Source organism: Mesorhizobium sp. B2-3-12, assembly GCF_006442205.1.
Lineage (GTDB): Bacteria > Pseudomonadota > Alphaproteobacteria > Rhizobiales > Rhizobiaceae > Mesorhizobium.
This window is the reverse complement of the sequence record NZ_VFVR01000002.1, coordinates 127,989-145,231: the sequence shown is the minus strand read 5'-3', so window position 1 is coordinate 145,231 and position 17,243 is coordinate 127,989. Positions and strand designations below refer to the sequence as shown.

At 65.0% G+C, this 17,243-nt stretch carries 18 protein-coding genes; 15 read left to right on the top strand and 3 right to left on the bottom strand.

What is annotated here, in order from left to right:
* The first annotated feature begins 83 nt into the window (after nucleotides 1-83).
* Nucleotides 84-671: a GNAT family protein gene (locus tag FJ948_RS05960; protein ID WP_181173572.1), complete on the top strand. Its 588-nt coding sequence runs from the start codon at nucleotides 84-86 to the stop codon at nucleotides 669-671.
* Nucleotides 672-857: 186 nt separating this feature from the next.
* Here FJ948_RS05960 and FJ948_RS05955 read toward each other — a convergent pair whose 3' ends face one another.
* On the bottom strand, nucleotides 858-1,727 hold the full coding sequence (locus FJ948_RS05955) for an endonuclease/exonuclease/phosphatase family protein (protein ID WP_140702513.1): 870 nt from the start codon (nucleotides 1,725-1,727) through the stop codon (nucleotides 858-860).
* 131 nt (nucleotides 1,728-1,858) lie between these two features.
* Between FJ948_RS05955 and obgE the strand changes: the two genes are divergently transcribed.
* Nucleotides 1,859-2,890, top strand: a complete 1,032-nt coding sequence (gene obgE, locus FJ948_RS05950) for a GTPase ObgE (RefSeq protein ID WP_140702511.1) — start codon at nucleotides 1,859-1,861, stop codon at nucleotides 2,888-2,890.
* A 3-nt stretch (nucleotides 2,891-2,893) separates the two neighbouring features.
* A complete protein-coding gene (gene proB, locus FJ948_RS05945) occupies nucleotides 2,894-4,015 on the top strand; it encodes a glutamate 5-kinase (RefSeq protein ID WP_140702509.1) in 1,122 nt (373 codons plus the stop codon).
* 18 nt (nucleotides 4,016-4,033) lie between these two features.
* Here proB and FJ948_RS05940 read toward each other — a convergent pair whose 3' ends face one another.
* Complete coding sequence (locus tag FJ948_RS05940) at nucleotides 4,034-4,519, bottom strand: hypothetical protein (RefSeq protein WP_140702507.1); 486 nt, start codon at nucleotides 4,517-4,519, stop codon at nucleotides 4,034-4,036.
* A 77-nt stretch (nucleotides 4,520-4,596) separates the two neighbouring features.
* Between FJ948_RS05940 and FJ948_RS05935 the strand changes: the two genes are divergently transcribed.
* The 3 genes from FJ948_RS05935 to FJ948_RS05925 all read left to right on the top strand — a co-directional run bounded on the left by FJ948_RS05935 (nucleotide 4,597) and on the right by FJ948_RS05925 (nucleotide 7,930).
* Nucleotides 4,597-5,877 carry a glutamate-5-semialdehyde dehydrogenase gene (locus FJ948_RS05935; protein WP_140702505.1) on the top strand — a complete coding sequence of 427 codons (1,281 nt, stop codon included), beginning with the start codon at nucleotides 4,597-4,599 and terminating at the stop codon, nucleotides 5,875-5,877.
* Between the two features lie 27 nt (nucleotides 5,878-5,904).
* Nucleotides 5,905-6,537: a nicotinate-nucleotide adenylyltransferase gene (locus tag FJ948_RS05930; RefSeq protein WP_224537454.1), complete on the top strand. Its 633-nt coding sequence runs from the start codon at nucleotides 5,905-5,907 to the stop codon at nucleotides 6,535-6,537.
* A gap of 94 nt (nucleotides 6,538-6,631) precedes the next feature.
* Nucleotides 6,632-7,930 (top strand): MFS transporter, encoded by a 1,299-nt coding sequence (locus FJ948_RS05925; protein WP_140702503.1) that lies wholly within the window; start codon nucleotides 6,632-6,634, stop codon nucleotides 7,928-7,930.
* Here FJ948_RS05925 and FJ948_RS05920 read toward each other — a convergent pair whose 3' ends face one another.
* On the bottom strand, nucleotides 7,931-8,782 hold the full coding sequence (locus FJ948_RS05920) for a mechanosensitive ion channel domain-containing protein (RefSeq protein WP_140702501.1): 852 nt from the start codon (nucleotides 8,780-8,782) through the stop codon (nucleotides 7,931-7,933). It abuts the gene before it with no gap.
* 242 nt (nucleotides 8,783-9,024) lie between these two features.
* Between FJ948_RS05920 and rsfS the strand changes: the two genes are divergently transcribed.
* From rsfS to FJ948_RS05875, 9 genes are all read left to right on the top strand, one after another.
* A complete protein-coding gene (rsfS, locus tag FJ948_RS05915) occupies nucleotides 9,025-9,402 on the top strand; it encodes a ribosome silencing factor (RefSeq protein WP_140702499.1) in 378 nt (125 codons plus the stop codon).
* Between the two features lie 70 nt (nucleotides 9,403-9,472).
* Nucleotides 9,473-9,955: a 23S rRNA (pseudouridine(1915)-N(3))-methyltransferase RlmH gene (gene rlmH / locus FJ948_RS05910; RefSeq protein ID WP_140702497.1), complete on the top strand. Its 483-nt coding sequence runs from the start codon at nucleotides 9,473-9,475 to the stop codon at nucleotides 9,953-9,955.
* 153 nt (nucleotides 9,956-10,108) lie between these two features.
* Entirely contained in the window at nucleotides 10,109-11,470 is a 1,362-nt protein-coding gene (locus FJ948_RS05905) for a murein hydrolase activator EnvC (RefSeq protein WP_140702496.1), read from the top strand.
* 1 nt (nucleotide 11,471) lies between these two features.
* Nucleotides 11,472-12,803, top strand: coding sequence for a S41 family peptidase (locus tag FJ948_RS05900; RefSeq protein ID WP_181173571.1), 1,332 nt, complete (start codon nucleotides 11,472-11,474; stop codon nucleotides 12,801-12,803).
* 185 nt (nucleotides 12,804-12,988) lie between these two features.
* Nucleotides 12,989-14,179, top strand: a complete 1,191-nt coding sequence (locus FJ948_RS05895; RefSeq protein WP_140702495.1) for a divergent polysaccharide deacetylase family protein — start codon at nucleotides 12,989-12,991, stop codon at nucleotides 14,177-14,179.
* A 30-nt stretch (nucleotides 14,180-14,209) separates the two neighbouring features.
* Nucleotides 14,210-14,731, top strand: coding sequence for an RNA pyrophosphohydrolase (locus FJ948_RS05890; protein ID WP_140703870.1), 522 nt, complete (start codon nucleotides 14,210-14,212; stop codon nucleotides 14,729-14,731).
* Between the two features lie 68 nt (nucleotides 14,732-14,799).
* Nucleotides 14,800-15,939 carry an alanine racemase gene (alr, locus tag FJ948_RS05885; RefSeq protein ID WP_140702493.1) on the top strand — a complete coding sequence of 380 codons (1,140 nt, stop codon included), beginning with the start codon at nucleotides 14,800-14,802 and terminating at the stop codon, nucleotides 15,937-15,939.
* A 274-nt stretch (nucleotides 15,940-16,213) separates the two neighbouring features.
* A complete protein-coding gene (rnk, locus tag FJ948_RS05880; RefSeq protein WP_140702492.1) occupies nucleotides 16,214-16,645 on the top strand; it encodes a nucleoside diphosphate kinase regulator in 432 nt (143 codons plus the stop codon).
* A 26-nt stretch (nucleotides 16,646-16,671) separates the two neighbouring features.
* Complete coding sequence (locus FJ948_RS05875) at nucleotides 16,672-17,190, top strand: GreA/GreB family elongation factor (protein ID WP_224537470.1); 519 nt, start codon at nucleotides 16,672-16,674, stop codon at nucleotides 17,188-17,190.
* The last annotated feature ends 53 nt before the right edge of the window (nucleotides 17,191-17,243 follow it).

The window sequence follows — 17,243 nt, the reverse complement described above, 5'->3', positions numbered from 1 at the left end:
CATAAGGTTTGGCAAAGCCAGGAAAAGGATCAGGGGAGATGGGTTTCCATCTCCCCTTTTTCTTGTGCCTGGAGGACTTTGAAATGGTTGCCGAAGCGGAAGACAGTGACGACGAAAGTTACGCGATAGACTGCCCGGTGCTGGTCACCGAGCGGCTGGTGATGCGCGCTCCCGATGAGCGGGATATCACGCAACTGGTCGAGCTTGCCGACAACCGCCACGTCGCCGAAATGCTGGCGCGCATGCCGCACCCCTATGGCGAGGCCGAGGGGCGTGCCTTCCTGGCCATGACCAAGTCGCGCCGCGCCGGCATCGCCTACGCGCTGACGCTGGCCGGCACCGACACCTTTGTCGGCTGCGCGGGCTTGAACACCACCGATCGCGGGCTGGAACTCGGCTACTGGATCGGCGAGCCCCATTGGAAGCGCGGCTATGCGACCGAAGCCGCCCACGCACTGGTCGACCTCGCCTTCCAGAAGACGTCGATCCAGGTGCTGCATGCCTCGACCCGGGTCATCAATCCGGCCTCGCGCCGGGTGATCCACAAGTGCGGCTTCCAGTATGCCGGCCAGGGCATGCTGAATTCCATCGTCGCAGGCCAGGTGCCGGTCGAGCGCTACCGGCTGGACAGGAAGACCTGGACCAGCCTGCGGAACTGGGTCCACTTCTAGGTGCGTCGATATTCAGGTGATGCCGGCCTGCGAATGGCGGCTTCCTGCGCTTCCGGTGCTCACGGACTTGATGTCCGCTCCGCTCCGGTTCTCGGAAGCCACCATTCTCGGCTCGGCCTGACCTGAATCTCGGCCCACCTAGGCGCTGGGCGTGAAAGGGTAATCAGATTCGGGCTGGATCTATGGTCAGCCCAGTTCGACCCACACGGGCAGGTGGTCCGAGCCGGTTGCCTTCCGGTCGACCCACAGGCGCTTCAGCGAGAGGGCAAGCGAGGCGCTGGTGAAGACGTAGTCGATGCGCTTGTGGCGGCTGGCGTTGGTTGGGTCCTTGGGGTCGACCAAGCTGACGAGATCGTCGCCGGCGATATTGAGGCGCACGGCGGCGTCGACGGCGAAGTCGGCGGTCAGCGGCATGCCGAATTCATGGTCCGGCCGGCCGGCAAGTTCGACATATTCGGGCGAGCCGGCCAGCATGTTGAAATCGCCCATGCCGACAAAGGCTTCCGGATGCGGCAGTTCCGGCAGGCCGATCTCGGCGACGCCGGAGAGCGCACCGCCTTCGAGCGCGTAATTCAACAGGCGCTGGCGCAGGAACTGGATCTGGCTGGCGCGCTCGACCGGGCTGCGGTGATCGAGATGGATGGAATAGAAGCGGATGAAACCAAGCGGCGTCTCGATAAGCGCTTCCAGCGCGCCGCGCTGGAAGTTCATCATCTCGAAGCTGCGGCTGCGCGGCAGAAGCAGGTTGCGCGACAGATGAATGGGCGTCTTCGACAAGACCATGTTGCCGAGCTGGAAGGTCGTGGTGATGGCGCGGCCGTCCTCGATGCGCGAGCCGATATTGGCCTCGAAATTGCTGCCATAGACGGCGAAATAATCGGGCAGTGCCTCGCCGATCTCGGCGACCATGTCGCGGCTGCCATTCCTGGGATTGTTGCGGGTGACCTCCTGCAGGGCGATCACATCGGCGCCGCGCACGGCGTCGGCAATACGCCCGACATCGTAGCGTCCATCGAGGCCGATGCCGTATTGAATGTTGTAGGTTACAAGCTTCATGCAGCAGTCTTTCCGATCAACCCACGCGGCCATCGTCATAAAACGGCCTCGCCCTTGGCCGCGCCTTGGTTTAGAGCAAGGCCCAAGGTTTAGAGCAATGCCGCAAGGCCAATAAAAGAAACTGCGATCCAATGAAATTTCTCGATCAAGCCAAGGTCTATGTCCGCTCCGGCGACGGCGGCGCCGGTTCGGTGTCGTTCCGGCGCGAAAAATTCATCGAGTTCGGCGGGCCGGATGGCGGCGATGGCGGCCGTGGCGGCGATGTCTGGCTGGAAGCGGTCAACGGGCTGAACACGCTGATCGACTATCGCTACCAGCAGCACTTCAAGGCCAAGACCGGCGTCCACGGCATGGGCCGCAACATGACCGGCGCCAAGGGTGCCGACGTCACGCTGAAAGTGCCGGCCGGAACGCAGGTCTTCGAGGAAGACAATGAAACGATGATCTGCGACATGACCGTGGTCGGCCAGCGGTTTCTGCTGGCCAAGGGCGGCAATGGCGGCTTCGGCAACCAGCATTTCAAGACCTCGACCAACCAGGCGCCGCGCCGCGCCAATCCGGGTCAACCCGGCGAGGAGCTCAACATCTGGCTCAGGCTGAAGCTGATCGCCGATGCCGGGCTGGTCGGGCTGCCCAATGCCGGCAAATCGACCTTTCTCGCCGCCGTCACCGCCGCCAAGCCGAAGATCGCCGACTATCCCTTCACCACGCTGCATCCAGGCTTGGGAGTCGCGCGCATCGATGCGCGCGAGTTCGTCATCGCCGACATTCCCGGCCTTATCGAAGGCGCGCATGAAGGCGTCGGCATCGGCGACCGCTTCCTCGGCCATGTCGAGCGCACGCGTGTGCTGCTGCATCTGGTTTCGGCGCAGGAGGAAAATCCCGGCAAGGCCTACAAGACCGTGCGCGGCGAACTCGAAGCCTATGGCCACGGCCTGACCGACAAGGCCGAGATCCTGGCGCTTTCCCAGGTCGATACGCTCGACGCCGACGCACGCAAGAAAAAGGTCGCTTCGCTCAAACGCGCCGCGGGGCGTGCGCCGATGCTGCTGTCGGCCGTCACCGGCGAGGGCGTCGAGGCGGTGCAGCGCGCGCTGATGGCGGTGATCGCCGAAGCCCGCGCGCAAATTGCCGCCCCGGTCGAGACGCGCTGGGAAAAGTAGGCCATGCAGTCGCTCAGGAAATACCGGCGCATCACCGTCAAGATCGGCTCGGCGCTGCTCGTCGACCGCGCGAGCGGCCTGAAGCGCGACTGGCTGGCCTCGCTCGCCGACGATATCGCCGTGCTTGCCAATGGCGGTGCCGAGATCCTCGTCGTGTCGTCGGGCGCCATCGCGCTTGGCCGGACCGTTCTTGGCCTCGGCAAGAGGGCGTTGAAGCTCGAGGAAAGCCAGGCTGCGGCCGCCGTCGGCCAGATTGCGCTGGCCGGCGCCTGGTCGGACGCACTCGGCAAGGGTGCCCTGAAGTCGGGCCAGATCCTTTTGACGCTCGGCGACACCGAGGAGCGCCGCCGCTACCTTAACGCGCGCGCGACGATCTCGACGCTGCTCAAGATGAAGGCGGTGCCGGTCATCAACGAGAACGACACGGTAGCGACCTCCGAAATCCGCTATGGCGACAACGACCGGCTGGCCGCGCGGGTGGCGACGATGATGGGCGCCGACCTCCTGGTGCTGCTGTCCGACATTGACGGGCTCTACACCGCGCCGCCGGCGCGCGATCCGCAGGCGAAATTCATTCCGGTGGTCGACCGCATCACGCCTGACATCGAGGCGATGGCGGGTGCGGCTGCTTCCGAGCTGTCGCGCGGCGGGATGCGGACAAAACTCGATGCCGGCAAGATCGCCAATGCAGCGGGCACCGCTATGATCATCACGTCGGGCACTAGGCTGTCGCCGCTGATGGCGATCGAGCGCGGCGAGCGCGCGACGTTCTTCAAGCCCAGCGCCAATCCGGTAAAGGGCTACAAGACCTGGATCGCCGGCCAGCTCGAACCGGCCGGGCGGCTGACCGTCGATGTCGGTGCCATCGGCGCGCTCTTGTCGGGCAAATCGCTGCTGCCGGCCGGCGTCAAACTGGTCAGCGGCAATTTCTCGCGCGGTGACACGGTGGCGATCCTGTCGCCCGAGGGCCGCGAGATCGCGCGCGGGCTGGTTGCCTATGATGCCGCCGATGCCGTAAGGATCGCAGGCCTGAAGACGACCGAGATCGAAACGGTGCTCGGTTACGAGGCGCGTTCGGCGATGATCCACCGCGACGATCTTGTGGTGAGCGGCGCGGCCGGCTGAGGCAAGGCTCCAGACGCGTTACTTGTCAGGGCTGGGCGGCCATTTGGGCGGATTGCGGTACCTTTCCTCAACGTCGAGTTGAGTTTTCAGCAACTCGCTGCAGCCTCCCATCTCGGCTTCGATACCCGCCTTGGCTCGTCGGTCGACCTCGATTTGAGAAATGTTGTCGTCGCCGGCGACGACATCGCGAATAAGCTCGTCGGTTGTCGCTATTTTTGCAGTTGTACCGTCCTTCGCCCTCTTTTCTATTTCCGCCTCAAGCCGCGCGCGCGGCCCGCATCCATGAAACTCCTCGACAACCACCGCGATCCGAGAGGGCGGTGTCGCCGGCGCGCCGCAATAGCGATCAGCAAAAGCCAGTTGCACCATCAAGCTGTACATAACCATAGCCTTGCCGTCCGGGCTCTCGCCGGGTTCGATCTTGTCATCACAGTAATCGGCGGCACGGAGGCCGGTGGGCGCCAGCATAGTGGCCAATGTAAAGAGGACTACGGCGCTCTTCATGCTGCCTCCCAAATTCGCAGCCATTGCCGCGAGGGCCAGCCGCGTGTAAATCCACCAAGCTTCACCGGAGCGGTCAGATGTTGAACAAACACCAAGGCGAAGATGTAGTCAGTTTGATGGCACGGGCAGGTCGCAAGGCCCGCGCTGCCGCTCGACCGCTGGCCATCGCCACCACCGCCGCCAAGAATGCCGCGCTCGTTGCCATGGCCGACGCGATCATTTCACGTGAGCAGGAGATTCTCGACGCCAACGCCATCGATGTCTCGAATGGCCACGAATCCGGCTTGTCCGGCTCCTTCATGGACCGGCTGAAGCTCGATCCGGCGCGCATTCGTGCCATGGCGGACGGCATTCGCGAGATCGCCGAACTCAAGGATCCGGTCGGCGACGTGACCGCCGCGTGGCAGCGGCCGAACGGCCTGCAGATCGAGCGCGTGCGTACGCCGCTCGGCGTTGTCGGCGTCATCTATGAGAGTCGCCCCAATGTGACGGCGGATGCCGGCGCGCTCTGCCTCAAGGCCGGCAATCCGGTGATCCTGCGCGGCGGCTCGGATTCGCTCAATTCGTCCGCCGCTATCCATGCCTGCCTGGTCGAGGGGCTGAAGGCGGCCGGTCTGCCCGAGGATGCCATCCAGCTGGTGCCGACCACCGACCGCGCCGCGGTCGGCGAAATGCTCAAGGGGCTCGGCGGCAATCTCGACGTGATCATTCCGCGTGGCGGCAAAAGCCTCGTCGGGCGGGTGCAGAGCGAGGCGCGCGTGCCGGTCTTCGCCCACCTCGAAGGCATCTGCCACCTCTACATCGACCGATCCGCCGACCTCGACATGGCGGTCAGGATCGCTGTCAACGCCAAGATGCGGCGCACCGGCGTCTGCGGCGCGGCCGAAACGCTGCTGGTCGACCGCGCCGTGGCATCAAGCCATCTGGTGCCGATCCTCGATGCCTTGCGCGCCGCCGGCTGTGAAATCCATGCCGATGCCGAGGTACTGAAGCTGTTCTTCGACGCCAAACCGGCTGATGATGCCGACTGGGTGACGGAATATCTCGACGCCATCATCGCGGTGAAGCTGGTCGACGGCATCAGTGGCGCGATCGAGCACATCGAAACCTTCTCCTCGCATCACACCGAGGCGATCATCGCGGAGGATCCGAAGGCCGTCGAAAGATTCTTCAACGAGATCGATTCGGCGATCCTGCTGCACAATGCCTCGACGCAGTTCGCCGATGGCGGCGAGTTCGGCATGGGCGCCGAAATCGGCATCGCCACCGGCAAGATGCATGCACGCGGGCCGGTCGGCGTCGAGCAACTGACCTCGTTCAAATACCGTGTGCGCGGGTCGGGACAGGTGAGGCCTTGACGCTTTTCGCCGCCAGAGCCTGAAGCGATGCTGGCTTCTTCCGAACCGGCGGTGCCCTCCAGCTATCTGAAGATGCCGCATGCCGAGAAGGGGCTGGCGGTCGGCCTGTTCGGCGGTTCGTTCAACCCACCGCATGCCGGTCACGCGCTGGTCGCCGAGATCGCGCTCAGGCGCCTGGCGCTCGACCAGCTGTGGTGGATGGTGACGCCGGGCAATCCCCTGAAGAGCACGCGCGAGCTGGCGCCGCTCGCCGAGCGCATCATGCTTTCCGAGAAGATCGCCAAGAACCCGAAGATCAAGGTCACCGCCTTCGAGGCGGCGCATCATGTGCGCTACACCGCCGACACGCTGGCGCTGGTCAAGGCGCGCAATCCCGGCGTCGAGTTCGTCTGGATCATGGGCGCGGATAGTTTGCGGGACTTCCATCGCTGGCAGCGCTGGCGCGAGATCGTGCTGACCTTTCCGATCGCGGTCATCGATCGTCCGGGCGCCACGCTGTCCTTCCTGTCGTCGGTCGTCGCCAAGACCTTCGACTATGCCCGCATCGACGAGGGCGACGCGCCGCTTCTCGCCCGTATGAAGGCGCCGGCCTGGACCTTCATTCACGGTCCACGTTCGTCCCTGTCGTCGAGCGCGATCCGCAAGATGGCGAGGGAATAAGGGCTCTTCGCGGCAGGAGGAGCCAGTATTTCGGGCGCGCGACATGTCGTTTTTACAGCGGTGTTCGCCCCGCCAATCAGCGATGCTCGCGGACATGGCAATTCAAACCAAGACCCAACCCGCAATCGATCCGGAACAGGGCAGTGCTCCCGCGCCGCTGATCGCCATTGCCAGCGTCATCGTGTCGATGGCGCTGATCGCCATCGGCAACGGGTTGATGTTCGCCTACATCCCCGTCCGGCTCGGCGTCGAGGGCTTCGATCCGACCTGGGCAGGGCTGATCGTCACCGGGCTGTCGGCCGGCGGCCTTGCCGGCTGCATCCTGACCGGGCCGCTGGTGCGCAGGGTCGGCCATGCCCGCGCCTTCATGGTGCTGTCGGCGCTGATCGCGCTGTCCAATGCCGCCATCGGCGCCGGGCCGCACCCGCTGCTGTGGATCGCGGCGCGCGCGCTTTACGGCTTTGCCATATGCGGCCTGTTCATCGTCGCGCAGAGCTGGCTCAACGACGCGCTGCCGAACGCCATACGCGGCCGGGTGATGGCGGTGTTCTATGTCGCCTACATCGCGGGCCTGGGTGTGGGCTATGCGACGCTGGCCGTCATCGACATCCACACGGCCGCCGCGTCGCTGATCGGCATCACCTTTACCGCCCTGTCGATCCTGCCCGTCGGTATGACGCGCCTTGCACAGCCGCCGGCGCCGCAGGCGGCTTCGGTGGCGCTGCGCCAGGCCTGGCGGATTTCGCCGGTCGGCGTCGCCGGCATGCTGGCGGTCGGCGGGCTGTCGATGATCATTTCCGGCTTCGCGCCCATCCACGCCACGGCCAAGGGCTACAGCCAGGGCGATGTCGCGCTGCTGCTGTCGGCGATGCCGGTCGGCACGTTGATCCTGCAGATACCGCTCGGCTGGCTTTCCGACCGCACCGACCGGCGCTACGTGCTTGCCGGCGCGGCGGCGCTGGCGGTCGTCGCCAGCGTGCTCGCCATCACCTTCGACGGCGGCGCGCTGATGGCCCTGGTGGTGATCTACCTGATCTGGGACGGGGCGGCGGAATCGATTTACGCGCTGTCCAGCGCGCATGCCGCCGACCGCGCCAGGAAGGACGAACTGCTTGCCCTGTCGAGCTCGATGCTGTTTGCTTGGTCGCTGGCCGGCTTCGTGGTGCCGGGCATCGTCACGGCGCTTTCCGCCGTCTTCGGCACGGCAACCTTCATCTATGTCGGCATCGTCATCGCCTCGGCGTTCTGCCTGTTCGTGCTGTGGCGGGTGATCGCGGTGCGACCCGTTCCGGCGGCCGCCACGGGCAGTTTCGCGCCGATGTCGGCGCAAGCACCCTTGCCGGTGGAACTCGCTTTCGCGCCGGAGGAAGAGGTCCGCCGCAGGGGCGACTGATTATTGCTTGCGCGCCTCGGGCGGCGCCGCTTGCGGAGGCGGCAGCGGGATCGAAATCCCTTCGCTGTCGAAGGCCTGCTTGGCGCGTTTCGTCATGTCGATCTGGGTGGCGAAATAGTCCGCCGCCGCCGTCCAGTAGCGCAAGGTGAGCGAAACGGTGGTGTCGCCGAGCCCGGCCACGAAGGCGATCGGCGCCGGTTCGCGGCGGATGCGCTTCTCGGCGCCGGCAATGGCAAGCAATGTCTTCTGCGCCCGGTCTATGTCGTTCCAGGAGCCGATGCTCAGCGTGATGTCGGTGCGGCGCACGCCGTTGCGGGTGAAATTGCGCACCGGCTGGTTCCACAGCGTCGAATTGGGCGCCAGTATGTAAACGCCGTCGGCGGTCCTGAGCCTGGTGGCGAAGAGGCCGATTTCCTCGATCGAACCTGATATGGAGCCGACCTCGACGGATTCGCCGATGCGGAATGGCCGCAGCGCCAGAAGCATGATGCCGGCCGCGATGTTCTGCAATGTGCCCTGCAGCGCCAGACCGATGGCGAGGCCGATGGCGCCGATCGCGGCGATGATCGATGCGGTCTGCACGCCGAACTGGCCGAGCACCATGATGACGACAAGGATCAGGATCGCATAGCGAACGATCTTGGAAAAGAAATGCCGCAGCGTCGCGTCGAAGCCGTGGATGTGGCCGAGGCCAGCCGAGATCGAGCGCTCGGCAAGGTTGGCGACGATATAGCCGACCACCAGGAGGATGACGGCACCGATGGCGGAGAAGGAATAGGAGACGATCAGCGTACTGAGCTGCGCGAGGCCGGCCTGGACGGTGAGAAGGGTGTTTTGCGGGTCGATCGGCATGGCGGGATTCCGGTTGGTCGGTCAGCCGACAACCCCTCCAGCACGCCTGGGTTCCGATGTTTTTGCGTGTCGCGTGGAACGATATCCCAGTCGGCGAGTTCGCGTGAGTAGGGGCTCCGTCTTGAAACTGCAACGGAACTCTGCCTATCTAAGGGGTGTCACCCGCTTTCAGGGGTGATTTGGTTGTTCTTGCTGCGAAAGGAAATACACTGAGAACAGCACTGCGGAAGAAGGCCGATATCGTGCCTTCGCCGGCCAGGATCAGCGTAGACGACGCCGTGTCCCGCGCCATCAAGACAGTCCTTGTCAGTCTGGAAGACTCCAAGGCCGAAAATATTGTCTCAATCGACATTCAGGGGAAATCGAGCCTCGGCGACTACATGGTCGTCGCGTCGGGCCGATCGCACCGTCATGTCGCGGCTGTCGCCGATCATCTCCTCAAGGCGCTCAAGGATGCCGGCCTCGGCACAGCGCGCGTCGAGGGATTGTCCGGCGCCGACTGGGTCCTGATCGATTCTGGCGATATCATCGTCCACGTCTTCCGCCCCGAAGTCCGCGAATTCTACAATCTCGAAAAGATGTGGCAGGCGCCGGATCTCGAGGAAGAGACCCTCCACTAAGCCGCCCGGGTCGTCGCCCAAATCGGATTTCACCTTTGGGTGACAGGCACGAACGGCTTATAGAGGCGGGATGAAGATTTCAGTTCATGCCGTGGGCCGAATGAAAGCCGGCCCCGAGCGGGAGTTGGCCGACCGCTATTTCGAGCGCTTCGCCAAGAGCGGACCCGGCGTGGGGCTCGAATTCGCCGGGATCACCGAGATCGCCGAGGGCCGCGCGCAGAGCGCCAGCGAGCGCCAGCGCGACGAAGGTTCGCGGCTGCAGGCTCAGTTGCAGCCAGGCACGGCCCTCATCCTGCTCGACGAGCGCGGCAAGAGCCTGTCCTCAGCGGATTTCGCCGGCCGTATCGGCCAGTTGCGCGATGGCGGACGCAAAGCGCTGGTGCTCGCCATAGGCGGCGCCGACGGCCATGATCCATCGCTGCGTGACCAGGCGGAGCTGGTGATGTCGTTCGGGGCGCTCACCTGGCCGCATCAACTGGTGCGCGTCATGCTGGGGGAGCAGCTCTACAGGGTCGCGACGATCCTGTCCGGCCATCCCTACCACAGGTCGTGAAAGCGGCCTGGTCGCGCAGAATTTAGCCCCAATGCCGCGCAAGATTACCGTGGGTTGGTTTTCCTTTGCATGTCGTTATTCGCGCGGTTGGGGCGACGCGCGTTAACATGGTTGATGATTCGTTAACGAAGCCGCGGATAGAGTCCACCGTGCATGGCTGATGGCTGGAAATCGACGAGGGGCTCATTGATAGGGGGCTCATGGCGCGCGCGCTGCGGTATCGCGGCTGCGATCGTCCTGTCGTTTCATGCGGCGCGGGCCGAAAACACCCTCGACATGGCGCCCGATCCGGACCAGAGCCGCGCCGAATACGAGCAGGTTTCCAAGGAAATCACGCTGTCGTCTGAAAGGCTGGCACAGCTCGCCGCCGACATTGCCGCCGTCAAGAAGGACCACGCCTCGATCACCGCCGCCCTGATCCAGTCGGCGATGACCGAGCAGAAGCTTGGCCAGGACATCGAGGACATTGGCGCCAAGCTGGAAGGGCTGAAGGGCCAGCAGCAGAAGATCCGCGCTTCGCTGATGGCGCGGCGCGACGTGCTGGCCGAAGTGCTGGGCGCCCTGCAGCGCATGGGACTCAACCCGCCGCCGGCGATCCTGGTCAAGCCGGAGGACGCGCTGTCGTCGGTGCGCAGCGCCATTCTGCTCGGCGCCGTGGTGCCGGAATTGCGCCAGCAGACCGACGCGCTGCTGACCGACCTCAAGGAACAGACTCGGGTGACGGCCTCGATCGAAGCCGAACGGGCGCGGCTGACGGCGGCGGTCGGCGAGCAGGCGGCGGAGAAGAAACGGCTCGGCATGCTGCTCGAAGCCAAGCAGAAGCTCGAGGCCGACACGAAGGCGCAAATGGCGGCCGAACAGCAGCGTTCCGAGCAATTGGCGGCCAAGGCCAGCAGCCTGAAGGACCTCATCGCGTCGCTCGAAGCGCAGGCCGACAAGACCCGCAAGACCGCCGATGCCGCCAAGGCGGCCGCTGCCGGTCAGGCGGGTAGCGCCGAGTCCGATGGCACGGCGCCGAGTGGCGACCAGACGGCGTCGCTACAGGTTCCCGAGGGCAACAGATTGACCGCGGCAGCACCTTTCTCGGCGCTGCAGGGACAGATCGCCCTGCCGGTCACAGGCCGCATCAAACGCCGGTTTGGCGCCGACGACGGTAACGGCGCCTTGATGCTTGGGGACATGGTTGCGACACAATCGGGAGCCATCGTCACCGCGCCGGCGGATGGGAATGTGCTTTATGCGGGGCCGTTTCGCTCCTATGGTCAACTCTTGATCCTCAATGCCGGCGACGGTTATCATGTCGTCTTGGCTGGGATGAGCAGAATCAGCGTCGTGACTGGCCAGTCGGTGCTCGCAGGAGAGCCGGTCGGCGCGATGGGAGAAGCCCGGGTGGCAAGCACCTCGGTTTCGAAGAATGGAAATGCCACGCCGGAACTCTATGTCGAGTTCCGCAAGGATGGAAAACCCGTCGATCCGGCCCCATGGTGGGCGGACCGTTTTTCTGGAAGGACGTGAAATGATGCGGAAACTGTCGCTTCTGTTTGCCGGTGCGCTGATGGGCGCGTCCGCCATGAGCCTTGTCTATGGCGCTCCCGGCTCGGCGGCGAACGCTGCGGGATCGGAGACCTACAAGCAACTGGCGATCTTCGGCGACATCTTCGAGCGGGTGCGGGCGCAGTATGTGACCCCGCCCGACGACAAGTCGCTGGTCGAGAACGCCATCAACGGCATGCTTTCCTCGCTCGACCCGCATTCCTCCTACATGAACGCCGAACAGGCGCAGGACATGCGCGTGCAGACCAAGGGCGAGTTCGGCGGCCTCGGCATCGAGGTCACCATGGAGAACGACCTGGTCAAGGTGATCACGCCGATCGACGACACGCCGGCCGCCAAGGCTGGCGTGCTGGCCGGCGACTATATCGCCAAGATCGACGGCGAGGAGGTTCGCGGCCTGACGCTCAACGACGCGGTCGACAAGATGCGCGGCCTGGTCAACACGCCGATCAAGCTGACCATCCTGCGCCAGGGCGCCGACAAGCCGATCGAACTGACCGTCGTGCGCGACATCATCAAGGTCAAGGCGGTCAAGTTCCGGGTCGAGAACGACATCGGCTACATGAAGATCACCTCCTTCACCGAAAAGACCTATGACGATCTCGAGAACGCCATCGACACCATCAAGAAGCAGGTGCCGGACGACAAGCTGAAGGGCTATGTGCTCGACCTGCGCCTCAACCCGGGCGGCCTGCTCGACCAGGCCGTGAGCGTCTCGGATGCCTTCCTCAAGCGCGGCGAGATCGTCTCGACGCGCGGCCGCGATCCGAAGGACGTCACCCGCTTCGACGCCAAGCCCAAGAAGACCGACGACATCAACGGCAAGCCGATGATCGTGCTCGTCAATGGCGGCTCGGCCAGCGCTTCGGAAATCGTCGCCGGCGCGCTGCAGGACCTGCGCCGCGTCACGGTGGTCGGCACGCAGTCCTTCGGCAAGGGTTCGGTGCAGACCATCATTCCGCTCGGCGAAAATGGCGCGCTCAGGCTGACGACGGCGCTCTATTACACGCCGTCGGGCAAGTCGATCCAGGGCAAGGGCATTACGCCCGACATCAAGGTCGATCAGCCGCTGCCGCCGGAACTGCAGGGCAGGGACCTGACCCGCGGCGAATCCGATCTCAAGGGCCATATCAAGGGCGCCGACGAGAGCTCGACCGGTTCCGGTTCGGCCGCTTATGTGCCGCCGGATCCGAAGGACGACCTGCAGCTCATCTATGCCGAGCAGCTGCTGCGCGGCCAGAAGACCGATCCCTCCTTCCCGCCCAATCCGGAAAAGGCCGTGCTCAACCAGTAAGGCCGGCAACCGGTCTGGCCGGTTGAACGAAGCAATGCGATGCTGCCGGGACCGAAAGGTTCCGGCAGTTTGATTCGGAGGCCAGGACCAGGCCTCCAGATACGGCGCCGCGCCAGGATTGATGAATTCGTGCATGTCTTGCCGAAGGCGGTCGCCTTCGGAACCGTGCGCACCGGGGACAGGGCTTGGCTGATATCGGCAAGGACATCGAACGCCCGCTTGGACAGAGCGTCCGGGCGCCGCGCGCCGCCGGCAAGGTCAGCGTGGGCGTGATCGCGGCGAGCGCGGTCGTGCTGGCGGTGGTCGGCGTCTCCGCCGCGATCGCGCTCAGGGAAAAGCCGTTTCGAAAACCGCAGGAAGTCGCCGTTTCGACGCCGAAAGTGACCGCTTCGGCCGAGTCCGCGACGTCGCCTCCCGCCCTGGCTCCGGCGGCGACGCCAAAGGCGGAGACGAAGGATTTGTCGACGAAGAGCGGCGGTCCGCAGATCATTCATGTGCAGACGGAAGAGGGCGATGGCCCGCCCAAGGCGGCAATCGTCATTCGCGATCCATCGACCGTCGGCCAGAATCTCAAGATCGCGCATATTCCCGACAAGGCGCTGATCGAAACCAGTGAAACCGGACCCTTGCCGACGCGCTCCGCCGACGGAAGGCGGCCTTTCGACGTCTATGCGCGGCCATGGTCGGGCTCGCGTGGCGCGCGCGTGGCGATCGTCATCGGCGGGCTCGCGGTTTCGCAGACGGGCACCCAGGCTGCCATCGCCAAGCTGCCGGCGGAAGTGACGCTCGCCTTCGCGCCGCAGGGCAACAGCATCGGCCGCTGGATGCAAGCCGCGCGGCAGAGCGGCCACGAGGTCGTCATGCAGGTGCCGCTCGAGCCGTTCGACTACCCGAACGTCAATCCTGGCCGCAACACGCTGACGGTCGCGGCGACCCCCGACGAGAATCTGAAGAACCTGCACTGGGCGCTGTCGCGGACGACGAACTATACCGGGGTCATGAACTATATGGGGGCGCGGTTTTCCGCCGACGCCGCGGCGATGGAACCGTTCATGGCCGAACTCGGCAAAAGGGGCCTCGCCTATATCGACGACGGCTCGTCGGCGCGCAGCCTGGCGCCCGACATGGCGCTCAGGGATGGCGTGCCTTTCGTCGCCGGCGACACGGCGATCGATGCGGTGCAGGATCGTGGCGCCATTCTCAAGAAACTGGACAGTCTCGAAGCGACAGCGCGGGCCAAGGGCAGCGCCGTCGGTATCGGCTCGGCTTTCGACCTGACAGTCGACACTGTGTCGTCATGGGTGGGCGAGGCCAAGAAACGCGGCATCGAGATCGTGCCGATTTCGGCTGTGGCCATCGATCCGCAAAAAAGATAGCCATCGGAAAACGGCTGGGAAGATTGAATGATGGCAAGGACTGGCAAGGTCGACCGCGAAACACTGCCCTATCGCCCCTGTGTCGGGTTGATGATCCTCAATGCGCAAGGCCTTGTCTGGGTCGGGCACCGCATTGCCGAACCCGACAGCGAATTTTCGGGCACGACACAGCTCTGGCAGATGCCGCAAGGCGGCATCGACAAGGGCGAGGAGCCGCTGCAGGCGGCGGAGCGGGAGCTCTACGAGGAGACCGGCATGCGCAGCGTCTCGCTGCTCGCCGAGGCGCCGGACTGGATCAATTACGATCTGCCGGACCATCTCGTCGGCATTGCCTTCAAGGGGCGGTATCGCGGCCAGACGCAGAAATGGTTCGCCTTCCGCTTCGACGGCGACACCAGCGAAATCCAGATCAATCCGCCGCCGGGCGGCCATACCGCTGAATTCGACAAATGGTCATGGCGGCCGATGCAGGATCTTCCGGAGCTTATCGTGCCGTTCAAGCGCAAGGTCTATGAGGACGTGGTGGCGGCGTTCCGGCATCTGGTGCCATAGCTGGCCGGATGGTTGCCGCGCCGGCCGGGCGGCTCTATTGATGTTTATCCGCTGCAAGCAGGGTCGCCATGAACGACGCCCCCAAAAAGTCTCTGCCCGATGACGTCGCCGCCGTAAGCCAGGAGGCCGCGGGGGCCATTCTCACCATCGATCTCGGTGCGATTCGCGAAAATTACCGGCGGCTCAAGGCATTGCTGGGCGGCGCGCGTTGTGCCGGCGTGGTCAAGGCCGACGGCTACGGCCTCGGCGCACGCCAGGTGGCATCGGCGCTGGCGGAGGAAGGCTGCGGCATCTTCTTCGTCGCGCTGCTGGCCGAAGGCATCGCCTTGCGCAAGGCGATCGGGGCCGGACCCGAAATCTACGTGCTGAACGGGCTGCCGCCCGGTTCCGAGCCTGAGGCGGTGGCGGCTGGCCTGTGCGCGGTGATCAACAGCGGCGCGCAACTCGAAGCCTGGCGCGCCGCGGCCCGCCGCGTCGGCAGAACACTTCCGGCCGCCATCCAGGTCGACAGCGGCATGTCCCGGCTTGGCATGGCGCCGGCCGAAATAGAGGCGGTCGCCGGCGATGCCGCCGCGTTCGACGGTATCGGCGTCAGATACGTGATGAGCCACCTGGCCTGCGCGGACGAGCCGCGCCATCCGGCCAACGAACAGCAGCGGTTGGCTTTCGAGCGGCTGCGCGCCCTGCTGCCCGAGGCGCCCGCCTCGCTCGCCAATTCCTCCGGCATCTTTCTCGGGCAGTCTTACCATTATGATCTCGCCCGTCCCGGCGCCGCGCTCTACGGCATCAATCCGACGCCCGCCGAACCCAACCCGATGCTGCCTGTCGTGCGGCTGCAGGCGAAGGTGGCGCAGACGCGCGATGTCGAAAAAGGCACCGGCATCGGCTATGGCCACACCTATCACGCGGATGGCCCGCTCAGCCTGGCGACGATCTCGTTCGGCTATGCGGATGGCTGGCTGCGCCGGTCCGCCTCGGCCGCCTGGTTCGAGGGAGTGCGCCTGCCCTTCCTCGGGCGGGTGTCGATGGATTCGATCATTCTCGACATATCGGCGCTCCCGCCCGGCAAGCTTGGCGAAGGGGATCTCGTCGAACTGCTCGGCCCCTCGCAAAGCGTCGATGACGCCGCCGGCCATGCCGGCACGATCGGCTACGAAATCCTGGCCAGCCTCGGAACGCGCTTCCACCGGCACTATCTCGGCGGCTGAGCGGTTTGGCCGCGCTTGACAAGCGGGCGCCTGTCGGCAAGGTTTGGGGCATGAGCAACCTCGCTTATACCAGAACCTTGTTCAGGGTCTGCCCGATCGCGGGATCGTAGCCCCGGCGCGGCCGCCTTCCGGCGTCCGTCCGTACCGGGGCATCCATACATCCACCATCGTCATCAAGTCGTCAGCTCCCGTCGGCTGCCGGCTTTCATCAGGCCGCCGTCAGCGCGGCGGCAAGCGCGCATCGGTTCGATGCGCCGATCCAAGAGGTTTTGCCATGCAACATGCAACAGGACAGCGTCCATCGAGCCAGATTCTGATCAGCGACACCGACCACGACAGGTTGACCGGCCTGGCGAGGACGGTGCTGGACCGCGCACCCGAGACGGCCGAGGAGCTGCTCTCGGAGCTGGACCGGGCCGTGATCGTGAAAGCGGCGGCAATGCCCGCCAGTGTGGTGCGAATGGGCTCGACAGTGACGATCCGCGATGAAGGCGGCGACATCAAGCGCATCGTGCTGGTCTATCCAGGCGAAGCCGACATTGCCGACAACCGGATCTCGGTGCTGACGCCGATGGGAACGGCGCTGATCGGCGCCAGCACCGGACAGGCGGTGTGCTGGAGCGGTCGTGGCGGACGCAAATTGTCGGTGACCGTGGAAGCCGTCGGTACGGCCGCCGGCGGCGAGCGTCGATCATGGAGGCAGTGATGAAAGACAGGAGCTGCCGCCTGACAATGAAGGATTTCGCCGTCCTGGAAGTGATGCTCGAGCGCCGACGCGCATTCGCGGATCCGATGGTCGCGATGCTCGAAGAGAAGCTTTCCAATGCCAGTACCGTGCCGACCGAGTCCGTCGGACCCGATATCGTGACGCTGAACAGCCGCGTGGTGTTTCGCGTCGATGCCGGTGCGGCCGAGACGCGCACCCTGGTGCAGAACGACATGCGCGGGCCGGTCGGCTCCAGCCTGTCGGTGGCAACCAGGCGCGGGCTGTGCATGCTTGGCATGGCGCAAGGCCAGACGGTCTCGATCGAGTTCCCCGAGGGCAGGCGCGAGCAGGTCCGGATCGAGGCGGTGCTCTATCAACCGGAAGCCGCGCGGCGGGCGGCCCGGGAAAGGGCTTCGGCCGGCAAACCGCGGCCGCACGGGCTGACCCTCGTCCATAGCGCCGGCGCTTCCATGCGGCCTCTTGGCGAGACGGCCCGAATGCGGCAGACAGAGGGAGATGACGATCCCGGTCCGTCGGCGGCGTGAAGAGCCATGGCGCATGATGGCGAAGATCGGGATCGATTTTCGCCGGCGATCGT

Coding starts and splice junctions, on each gene's coding strand:
- FJ948_RS05900 (WP_181173571.1), top strand. CDS start 11,472: ATGATGCGGAAACTGTCGCTTCTGTTTGCCGGTGCGCTGATGGGCGCG.
- alr (WP_140702493.1), top strand. CDS start 14,800: ATGAACGACGCCCCCAAAAAGTCTCTGCCCGATGACGTCGCCGCCGTA.
- FJ948_RS05940 (WP_140702507.1), bottom strand. CDS start 4,519: ATGAAGAGCGCCGTAGTCCTCTTTACATTGGCCACTATGCTGGCGCCC.
- obgE (WP_140702511.1), top strand. CDS start 1,859: ATGAAATTTCTCGATCAAGCCAAGGTCTATGTCCGCTCCGGCGACGGC.
- FJ948_RS05930 (WP_224537454.1), top strand. CDS start 5,905: ATGCTGGCTTCTTCCGAACCGGCGGTGCCCTCCAGCTATCTGAAGATG.
- FJ948_RS05955 (WP_140702513.1), bottom strand. CDS start 1,727: ATGAAGCTTGTAACCTACAACATTCAATACGGCATCGGCCTCGATGGA.
- FJ948_RS05890 (WP_140703870.1), top strand. CDS start 14,210: ATGGCAAGGACTGGCAAGGTCGACCGCGAAACACTGCCCTATCGCCCC.
- FJ948_RS05925 (WP_140702503.1), top strand. CDS start 6,632: ATGGCAATTCAAACCAAGACCCAACCCGCAATCGATCCGGAACAGGGC.
- FJ948_RS05935 (WP_140702505.1), top strand. CDS start 4,597: ATGTTGAACAAACACCAAGGCGAAGATGTAGTCAGTTTGATGGCACGG.
- proB (WP_140702509.1), top strand. CDS start 2,894: ATGCAGTCGCTCAGGAAATACCGGCGCATCACCGTCAAGATCGGCTCG.
- FJ948_RS05875 (WP_224537470.1), top strand. CDS start 16,672: ATGAAGGATTTCGCCGTCCTGGAAGTGATGCTCGAGCGCCGACGCGCA.
- rlmH (WP_140702497.1), top strand. CDS start 9,473: ATGAAGATTTCAGTTCATGCCGTGGGCCGAATGAAAGCCGGCCCCGAG.
- FJ948_RS05960 (WP_181173572.1), top strand. CDS start 84: ATGGTTGCCGAAGCGGAAGACAGTGACGACGAAAGTTACGCGATAGAC.
- FJ948_RS05905 (WP_140702496.1), top strand. CDS start 10,109: ATGGCTGATGGCTGGAAATCGACGAGGGGCTCATTGATAGGGGGCTCA.
- FJ948_RS05920 (WP_140702501.1), bottom strand. CDS start 8,782: ATGCCGATCGACCCGCAAAACACCCTTCTCACCGTCCAGGCCGGCCTC.
- rnk (WP_140702492.1), top strand. CDS start 16,214: ATGCAACATGCAACAGGACAGCGTCCATCGAGCCAGATTCTGATCAGC.